The 8,876-nt window shown below is 29.7% G+C and carries 9 protein-coding genes; 8 read left to right on the top strand and 1 reads right to left on the bottom strand.

Translation table 11 applies throughout. The features are described from left to right. Window positions 1–450 precede the first annotated feature (450 nt). The 8 genes from EGM88_RS13160 to EGM88_RS13125 all read left to right on the top strand — a co-directional run bounded on the left by EGM88_RS13160 (window position 451) and on the right by EGM88_RS13125 (window position 8,104). The gene (locus EGM88_RS13160; protein ID WP_203229468.1) at window positions 451–711 is read left to right on the top strand and encodes a hypothetical protein; all 261 of its coding nucleotides are present in this window, start codon (window positions 451–453) and stop codon (window positions 709–711) included. Window positions 712–896: 185 nt separating this feature from the next. Next, window positions 897–1,427 (top strand): dihydrofolate reductase family protein, encoded by a 531-nt coding sequence (locus tag EGM88_RS13155; protein WP_123898892.1) that lies wholly within the window; start codon window positions 897–899, stop codon window positions 1,425–1,427. An 862-nt stretch (window positions 1,428–2,289) separates the two neighbouring features. Beyond that, entirely contained in the window at window positions 2,290–2,853 is a 564-nt protein-coding gene (locus EGM88_RS13150; protein WP_123898891.1) for a Crp/Fnr family transcriptional regulator, read from the top strand. A 97-nt stretch (window positions 2,854–2,950) separates the two neighbouring features. Further along, on the top strand, window positions 2,951–3,739 hold the full coding sequence (locus tag EGM88_RS13145; protein WP_123898890.1) for a type 1 glutamine amidotransferase domain-containing protein: 789 nt from the start codon (window positions 2,951–2,953) through the stop codon (window positions 3,737–3,739). An 8-nt stretch (window positions 3,740–3,747) separates the two neighbouring features. Continuing rightward, a complete protein-coding gene (locus tag EGM88_RS13140; protein ID WP_123898889.1) occupies window positions 3,748–4,140 on the top strand; it encodes an ACT domain-containing protein in 393 nt (130 codons plus the stop codon). Between the two features lie 95 nt (window positions 4,141–4,235). After that, window positions 4,236–4,562 carry a DMT family transporter gene (locus tag EGM88_RS13135; RefSeq protein ID WP_123898888.1) on the top strand — a complete coding sequence of 109 codons (327 nt, stop codon included), beginning with the start codon at window positions 4,236–4,238 and terminating at the stop codon, window positions 4,560–4,562. A gap of 306 nt (window positions 4,563–4,868) precedes the next feature. After that, on the top strand, window positions 4,869–5,606 hold the full coding sequence (locus EGM88_RS13130) for a sulfite exporter TauE/SafE family protein (RefSeq protein WP_123898887.1): 738 nt from the start codon (window positions 4,869–4,871) through the stop codon (window positions 5,604–5,606). A 281-nt stretch (window positions 5,607–5,887) separates the two neighbouring features. Then, window positions 5,888–8,104: a S9 family peptidase gene (locus EGM88_RS13125; protein WP_238988446.1), complete on the top strand. Its 2,217-nt coding sequence runs from the start codon at window positions 5,888–5,890 to the stop codon at window positions 8,102–8,104. A gap of 89 nt (window positions 8,105–8,193) precedes the next feature. Here EGM88_RS13125 and EGM88_RS13120 read toward each other — a convergent pair whose 3' ends face one another. Continuing rightward, window positions 8,194–8,754 carry a Mur ligase domain-containing protein gene (locus tag EGM88_RS13120; protein WP_123898886.1) on the bottom strand — a complete coding sequence of 187 codons (561 nt, stop codon included), beginning with the start codon at window positions 8,752–8,754 and terminating at the stop codon, window positions 8,194–8,196. Window positions 8,755–8,876 lie beyond the last annotated feature (122 nt).

Here is an 8,876-nt window from a genome sequence, read left to right as displayed (position 1 = left end):
GTTAGGAGTTATTAATACGGATGTTCGTAAAATCCAATGATTATGGAGAGAAATAAGAAGTAAAATAACCGAGACATTGTATTAGATAAAGGGTATTACTTTCACTCTAATCGACTTAATAATTAAGTTGAGATGGGTGATACTTTACGTTTTTTAGTTTACCATAATGAGCGACATCTTATACAAGCAAAACGAATTGATGTAAAATCCAAAATCAACAAAACTTGAATCACATAAAACGTAACCCCATGACATCAAAAAAATATTTATTGCTATCCGTCATTTTTATCGGCTTTTATTTCATTGTCGAATTCACCGAAATTTATGGCAACAGTACTTGGTTTAAAGCTTTCTTATTGATAGTAGGAGTAGCCTTTTTACTAAATGGTCTTTCTCTCAAACGAAAAGAAAAAAAATGAAATTTAATTTAAAACATAAAATCATATTAAAATGACTAAAAACGAATACAAGTTAGTTCAATTCTTAAAAATGTTAGAAAGCAGAACTTCTTCAGATGAACTCGAAAACTTTTACCATCCAGATACTGAACAAATTGAATTTCCAAATGCTTTAACGAAACAATGCACAACTCGAAATTTGCAAGAATTAAAAGAGGCTTCGAAGAAAGGTTCTAAAGTATTAACTAAGGAAGAATATGAGATAAAAAATCTTATTTCAACGGCAGATACTGTAATTTTAGAATGTGTTTAGAGAGGCACACTTGCTATATCAATTGGTAACATTGAAGTAGGTGGACAGATGAAAGCCTATTTTGCTCAAATATTTGAGTTTAAAGACGGTAAAATATTCCGACAAAGAAACTACGATTGTTTTAAACCATTTTCATAAAAAACAACAGCACAATTTTGACAAGCTATTAATTAAAAAGGCACAAGATGAAACAAATAATTTATTACGTAGCAAGTTCCTTAGACGGATATATTGCTGGAGAAAATGACGATATCAGTCAGTTTATTTTACAAGGAGAAGGAGTTGAAAAGTATAAATCCGATTTAAGAAATTTCAAAACGGTGATTATGGGGCGTAAAACCTATGAGTTTGGATTTCAATACGGACTTGAGCCAGGAAAACCTGCTTACCCCAATATGGAGCATTACATTTTTTCGAATTCGCTAAAAATTGATAATTTATCAAAATCTGTAAATATCGAAAAGATAAGTATAGATAAAGTGAAAGAGATTAAACAAAATGCTGAGACGGATATTTATTTATGTGGTGGAGGTCAATTTGCTGGCTGGTTATTGGAAAACAATATGATTGATCAATTAAAATTAAAACTAAATCCTGTTATTCTCGGTAGCGGAACAAAGTTGTTCGGTTCTTCTACAACAAAAGCTAAATGGGAGGTAAAAGAAATTGAGTCTTTTTCTGACGGAATGCAAATTTTAACATATTACAGCCAATAAAATGATTAAATTCATTCTGAAAAAATAAAATACCAATCCTAATAACCATAATTACTACAAAACAAAACGTATGCTAACAAAGAACTGAACGTGATTTTTAGTAGAAAAGAGAAAGGATTATCAATGTTGTCGAAGTCTATAGCTTCACCGTGTATAGTAACCTTAATTCTCTCTTTTGTTCTTTCTGATTATAACTCTAAAAGTAGAGATTGTAAACTTAAGTCGTATAAAAATAATTGTTAGTACAAGCCTACTTACAAATGTCCTCGCGGACTTTCTATTTGGTTTTTATTTGTTAAATTTAGTGCTTAAACACACCACTAATCTTATACAAACCATTGTAGCCAATTTGAACATAGTACAATTATTAATGATTTAAAATAATTAAAACTTTAACAAACTTACTTTTACCACCAACAGATAGCTTGTATAAGTTCATAGCAATATCAGGACTATTGCTTTTTTTAGTTCTGGATACCTAAATTATTCGTTTTCGGAAAATTTATTTTCTAAAATTACGTAGAATCTCAATTGGACAGCATAAAAGTTGAACTTCACCAAAAACGTATTCGACAATATATGAAAGAGTTAAAACTAAAAAGAAAACATGCCGAAAAAAAATAAAAACTGTGGGTAACACCGTATCCTATGAAAAACACTAATCACTAACTTTAAAGCTACTATTTTAATTTTAAATTACACATTTTTAGATTTCTATATATAGTGTTCGTTGTTTAACAACGGCAAACTATAACAGTTACCTAAATTTAAAAAACAAAATAGAATCAAATTCAATAACAAACACTACTTTTAAGGTAAACTTACAACACTGAATAGCAAAAAATTGATTCTTAAAAACTATATGGACATAAACCAAATTATTGACACTATTTATCCGTTAACAACTGCATCAAAAAACTTAATAAAGAAATCTATTACCGAATGTAATTTTCCTAAAGGTCACATTTTATTTAAAGCAAATAAAATTGAAACAAGTATTTACTTTATTAAAAAAGGAATAGCAAGAGCATACGCTTATTCAGATGACAATCAAATTACTTTTTGGTTTGGTAAAGAAGGAGACCCTATTGTTTCAATGCAAAGTTATGTAAATAATCAAAAAGGTTACGAAGATGTAGAATTATTAGAAGATTGTGAGCTCTATGAACTAAAGACAGAAAGACTTCAAAAACTCTTTTTAGAAGACATCCATATTGCAAATTGGGGACGAAAATTTGTAGAATTAGAGCTTATTAAATCAGAAGAACGTCTTATTTCTTTACAATTTAATACCGCAACAGAAAGATATTTAGCACTTCTTAAAAAATACCCTAGTATAATACAACGCGTACAATTAGCTCATATAGCTTCTTATTTGGGCATTACCCAAGTTAGCTTAAGCAGAATTAGAGCAAACATAAAATAATTTTCTTTTTTATCATTTGTTAAATAGTTTTTCCTAAATGTTTAAGAATTTTGTTTTCTCATTTTAATCCATAAAATAATTTAAAGTATAGTTAAATATGTCAAATACAATAAAAATTAAAACAGTTATTTCTCTTTTTATATTTACAACACTTCTTATAAGTTGTAATGGTAAAACCAACACTACAAAAGCAGAAACTAAAGAAAATAAAAAGATATTATTTGTAGTAACTAGCCATAGTAAAAAAGGGAATACTGGAGAAAAAACTGGATATTACCTCGGAGAAGTTTCTCACCCTTGGAATGTACTGCACTCTGCTGGATATGAAATAGATTTTGTTAGTCCTAAAGGAGGAAAAGCACCTGTAGATGCATTTGATATGAACGATTCTATCAATAAGAAATTTTGGGATAATGATATTTACCGCAACAGAATTAAAAACACAAAAAAACCAAGTGAAGTAAATCCAGATGATTATGTTGCCATTCATTATGCTGGCGGACATGGTGCTATGTGGGATTTTGCTGACAATACAGAAATTGCAGAAATTGCTAAACAGATTTATGAAAATAATGGAGTTGTAAGTGCTGTATGCCATGGCCCTGCTGGACTTGTAAATATAAAATTGAGTAACGGAGTATATCTTGTAGATGGTAAAAAAGTAAATGCATTTACAAATGAAGAAGAACATAAAGTAAAGCTAGAAAATATAGTTCCGTTTTTGCTAGAAGATAAATTAAAAGAGCGTGGTGCTATTTTTGAAAAATCCGCTCCTTTTAATAAACATGTAGTTATTGATCAGAGATTAGTAACTGGTCAAAACCCACAATCTGCTGAAAGTGTTGGAAAAGCAACCTTAAGGGAATTACAAAGATTAACCAAATAATTAAATAAATGAGTGGAGAAAAAAATTTAAATACCCTTTTAAAGTCAATGAAGCCCAAACACAATTTAGGCGAATTTGTATTTTGTAAAACAGAAAATTTGGAACAATTCAATTTGAGCCAAGTTATTATGACTTTTAAAGAAGATGAAGGTACTACCATTATCCTTAAAAAGGAAATTGCAGACCAACTCCATTTAGACTATTCTTTTGTGGCGTCTTGGATTACACTTACAGTTCATTCTTCATTAGAAGCCGTTGGTTTAACAGCCGCATTTTCAAATGCATTAGCTAAAAACGGTATTAGCTGTAATGTTGTTGCAGCTTACCATCACAATCATATTTTTGTAGCTAAAAAAGATACCAAAACAGCAATGAAAATTTTGAATGAATTTTCGAAATAAACAATTTATTACTAAAAATAGTATCTACAAAAAATCATAGCCCACAGCAACACCTTGAAATTAAAAATTACTAAACAACATAAAAATTAATTACAATGAATTGGGTACTATTAATAATTGCCGGACTTTTTGAAGTTGCCTTTGCTGCTAGCCTTGGAAAAGCTAAAGCAGCAACAGGAATTGAATCAATTTATTGGTATATAAGCTTCCTAATCTGCTTAGGAATAAGTATGCTTCTTCTTATAAAAGTAACACAACAACTACCTATTGGCACCGCATATGTAGTTTGGACAGGTATAGGAGCCGTAGGAACAGTTCTAGTAGGAATTCTCGTTTTTAAAGAACCCGCAACATTTTGGCGACTATTTTTTATTACAACATTAATTGCCTCAGTTATTGGATTAAAAGTGGTTTCTCAATAAACAAAACCATTTAAACAGTTGAAATAGCAACCTCAACTACTAATACTTGTGCACATACCTCAAAAAAAATATTGGATAAATTGTCAGTTATTTAATTGTACTTATTACTTTGATAAAGATGTATTCTGACATACAATTACCCATCAAAATTTAATGAATAATTTTCTTGATAGTCTTTTTTGCCATACATATACATAATTAAACTTACCTTTAGATTTCAAAACACCCACTATAATTAGTAAATTGTAAGCTGTACCTCTATTTCAGAACAAGAACCGAAAAAAAATTTTAATAAGAGGAATCAACATGAAAGATGTTAATATAATTTTTATCATCCTAGCACTAATTGCTGAAATAATTGGAACTATTGGCGGCTTTGGCTCTTCCGTTTTTTTCGTACCATTAGGTAACTTTTTTTTTGATTTTCAATCAGTTTTAGGTCTTACCGCACTCTTTCATCTATCAAGTAATCTGAGTAAAATATTTTTATTTAAAAAAGGGCTGGATAAAAGGTTATTGTTAACTATAGGCATACCATCAGTGATTTTTGTTATTATTGGAGGATTTCTTTCAAAAATTTTTAACGGTCTTTTTTTAGAAACATTTTTAGGTATATTTTTAGTGGGACTTAGCTTATTATTTCTAATAAAAAAGAAACTCTCTATACCTCCAAACAATAAAAATGCAATTATTGGAGGTTCTTTTTCTGGGCTCTCTGCAGGACTATTAGGTACAGGAGGTGCTATTAGAGGTTTGACAATGGCTTCTTTTAATTTAGAAAAAAGTGTATTTATAGCAACTTCTGCATTTATAGATTTTATGATTGACTTTTCAAGAACTTTTGTATACTATAACAATGGATATATTCACAACCACGACCTTAAATATGTACCTTATTTATTTGTAATTGGTATCTTAGGGTCATTTATTGGAAAAAAAATACTAGCTTATATTCCCCAAACCAAATTCCGAAGATTATCATTACTACTCATACTCATTATCGGAATAATTACTATGGCTAAACTGATAGTTAAATACCTATAAATTATTAAGTATACAGATAACAAAAGAATTGAGAAAAACAAATAATTTTCTTACTTCTATAATAAAAATGATACTCATCTATATCAACTTAACTCATCTATTTTCTCTGTTTTTATTGTAAATAACCATATTTGAGTCCAAAATACCTAAAATAACTTTACTAATGTCTATTCCAAAAGTTTCTGTATATTTATTCGTGTAAAATGATTTATTATACTAAACTTAGTAGTGTAAACACAATAGTGACGGAAATTTCTTAAAAAATATAAATCAGCATAACAATGAAAAAATTAAAACAGTTTATATTCAAAAGTACAAATACACTTAAAATTTATATGCTTATCTGTTTTTTTACTTTTTACTTTTATGGAGAAGCACAAGTAAACTGGACTAACGATGGAGATTCTTATTATAAACTGGAACAAAACGAATTACGTACCTATACGCTTCCCAACCACGAAGCTAAAGTTGTAATTACAAAAGAGCAACTAACACCTAAAGGACAAACTGAACCTTTAAAAATTGCCCATTTTTCATTTTCCACTGATCAACAAAAAGTACTGTTATTTACCAATACTAAAAGAGTATGGAGACTCAATACTAAAGGAGATTATTGGGTTTTTAACTTTAAAACAAATACTCTAAAACAAATAGGTAAATCTTTACCTCCATCTTCTTTAATGTTTGCTAAATTTTCGCCTGATGGAAACAAGATTGCATATGTTTCTGAAAATAATATATATAGCGAAGATTATGAAACTGGAACCATTTTACCTTTAACTAAAAATGGCACAGTCTCATTAATTAATGGAACTTTTGATTGGGCATATGAAGAAGAATTTTCTTGTAGAGATGGTTTTCGTTGGAGTCCTGATAGCCAGTCAATAGCTTATTGGCAAATAGATGCTGGTGCTATAAAAAAGTTTTATATGATTAATAATACTGATGCTATTTACTCTCAACTAATCCCTTTAGAGTATCCTAAAGTTGGTGAAACACCTTCTTCTTGTAGAGTTGGAGTGGTAAATTTAGCAGATGCCAAAACAACTTGGATGGATATCCCTGGCAATCCATCTCAAAACTATTTGGTAAGAATGGAATATATCCCAAATACAAACAAGTTATTAATTCAACAGTTAAACAGAAAACAAAATAACAGTAAGCTATATACAGTAGATGCAAAAAAAGGGACTTCAAAATTAATTTATGAAGAGTCTGATGAAGCTTGGGTAGATTTATTTCAATTAGGAAACACCCGTAAAATTGATTATACAAATAATTTTACTTTTTTAAATAATAACAAAAGTATTCTTTGGGCTTCAGAAAAAGATGGTTGGCGTCATTTATATCAAATTTCTTTACAAGGAAAACCTGAAATTTTAATTACCAATGGCAACTATGATGTTATTGATTTAAAACACATTGACACAAAAAAAGGCTATGTGTATTATTTAGCATCACCAAATAATGCCACTCAAAAATATTTATACAAAACAAAATTAAATGGTAAAGGAAAACTTCAATTAGTAAGTCCTAAAAGTTTAATAGGAACCCATGATTACTCTTTTTCTCCAAATGGCAAATATGCAGAACACACCTTTACAAATCATTATACACCTCGCTCAAAAGAGTTTATTCTCGTTAAAAATCATCAGGCATTAACAGAAGAAGAAAGCATTATTAAAAACTTAAAAAAAATAGAAAAAAAACCTATTACCGAGTTTTTTACCATTACTACAGCTGATAATGTAACCATGGATGGATGGATAGTAAAACCGACCAATTTTGACCCAACAAAAAAATATCCTATCGTTTTTTATGTCTATTCAGAACCAGCTAATACAACGGTAAAAGACGTTTATGGTATTGGCAGAAATAGACATTATAAAGGGAATATGGCTGAAGATGGATATATTTATGTTTCTATTGACAATAGAGGTACTCCGGCCCCAAAGGGTAGAGCATGGAGAAAGTCTATTTATAGAAAAATTGGAGTAATTAACATTCATGATCAAGCTATGGCCGCCAAAGAAATCTTAAAATGGGATTTTGTAGATTCAGAACGCGTAGCTGTTTGGGGGCATAGCGGTGGTGGGTCTGCTACCTTAAACTTGTTATTTCGCTATCCTGAAATTTACAAAACAGGAATTTCACTTGCTGCAGTTGCAAACCAGTTAACTTATGATAATATTTATCAAGAACGTTATATGGGCTTACCTCAAGAAAATAAAGAAGATTTTATAGTAGGTTCTCCAGTAACTTATGCCAAAAATTTAGAAGGAAATTTATTATACATCCATGGTACTGGAGATGATAATGTGCATTATCAAAATGCAGAATTACTAATAAATGAATTGATAAAACACAATAAACAGTTCCAATTTATGCCGTATCCAAACAGGTCGCATGGCATTAGAGAAGGTGAAGGCACATCCAAACATTTGTCTAACTTATATACAAATTTCTTAAAACAACACTGCCCTTCTGGCGGAAGGTAATATGTACAAAATAAACACTTACTCTTGGGGGTTATTTAGAGTTGGTATGGCTATAAAAATATTTACAGCTATTAAACTAGTTAACAAGCTTAGGCTTCAAATGTTCCTATCGCTTCATAAAAAGCATCTTCATCAATCCCTAAATGTTGGCACAACCATTTAATACCAAAAAGATTTTCCAAGTCAATTTTTTCTGAAATTTGGATTGGTAATTTGCCTTCGTTGGTTTCTAAAAAATGTAGCTCATTTTCTATTGTATAATTTGGTGCAGCGTATGAATATTTTTTAATAGTGTGAGTATTCGCTTCTACGATTAACTTTAAACTGGCAACATCTTGATTATAAACTAGCATACCACCATCTGTAATTGAATCTATAAAAGTAGTGGTATTTAATTCTGGATTTACATCAACTATTAATGCAATATTTGCTTTGAAGTCATTAGCGTTCTTAGTTGCTTCAATAAGAACAAACTCATTATCTTCAGTACTAATGCTCTTTCCATTTGGTAACACATAATCCACATCCTTATCATGATATTCTAAAACATGACGTAACATTGCCATAATATTATTTTCAATTGTTGGCACCACAATAACTACTCGTGTTTTATCTAAAGATTGTTGGTATAATTGTTGTATTGAAATCATTAAGCAAAAATAACTAAATTCAAAATTTTAGGCATCAAATAATAACGGCTAAATTCTTTTCATGATGTAAAATTGTGTTTGCCAACAAAATACATTGTTTTACTAAATATAAATTGTAATTT

The organism is Aureibaculum marinum (genome assembly GCF_003813905.1).
GTDB lineage: Bacteria > Bacteroidota > Bacteroidia > Flavobacteriales > Flavobacteriaceae > Aureibaculum > Aureibaculum marinum.
Note: the sequence above shows the minus strand (reverse complement) of the source record. Positions and strands in the feature narration are given on the sequence as shown.

Excerpts from the sequence above, each read along its gene's own strand:
- EGM88_RS13150 (WP_123898891.1), top strand. The coding sequence starts at position 2,290 with ATGGACATAAACCAAATTATTGACACTATTTATCCGTTAACAACTGCA.
- EGM88_RS13125 (WP_238988446.1), top strand. The coding sequence starts at position 5,888 with ATGAAAAAATTAAAACAGTTTATATTCAAAAGTACAAATACACTTAAA.
- EGM88_RS13120 (WP_123898886.1), bottom strand. The coding sequence starts at position 8,754 with ATGATTTCAATACAACAATTATACCAACAATCTTTAGATAAAACACGA.
- EGM88_RS13145 (WP_123898890.1), top strand. The coding sequence starts at position 2,951 with ATGTCAAATACAATAAAAATTAAAACAGTTATTTCTCTTTTTATATTT.
- EGM88_RS13140 (WP_123898889.1), top strand. The coding sequence starts at position 3,748 with ATGAGTGGAGAAAAAAATTTAAATACCCTTTTAAAGTCAATGAAGCCC.
- EGM88_RS13160 (WP_203229468.1), top strand. The coding sequence starts at position 451 with ATGACTAAAAACGAATACAAGTTAGTTCAATTCTTAAAAATGTTAGAA.
- EGM88_RS13155 (WP_123898892.1), top strand. The coding sequence starts at position 897 with ATGAAACAAATAATTTATTACGTAGCAAGTTCCTTAGACGGATATATT.
- EGM88_RS13135 (WP_123898888.1), top strand. The coding sequence starts at position 4,236 with ATGAATTGGGTACTATTAATAATTGCCGGACTTTTTGAAGTTGCCTTT.
- EGM88_RS13130 (WP_123898887.1), top strand. The coding sequence starts at position 4,869 with ATGAAAGATGTTAATATAATTTTTATCATCCTAGCACTAATTGCTGAA.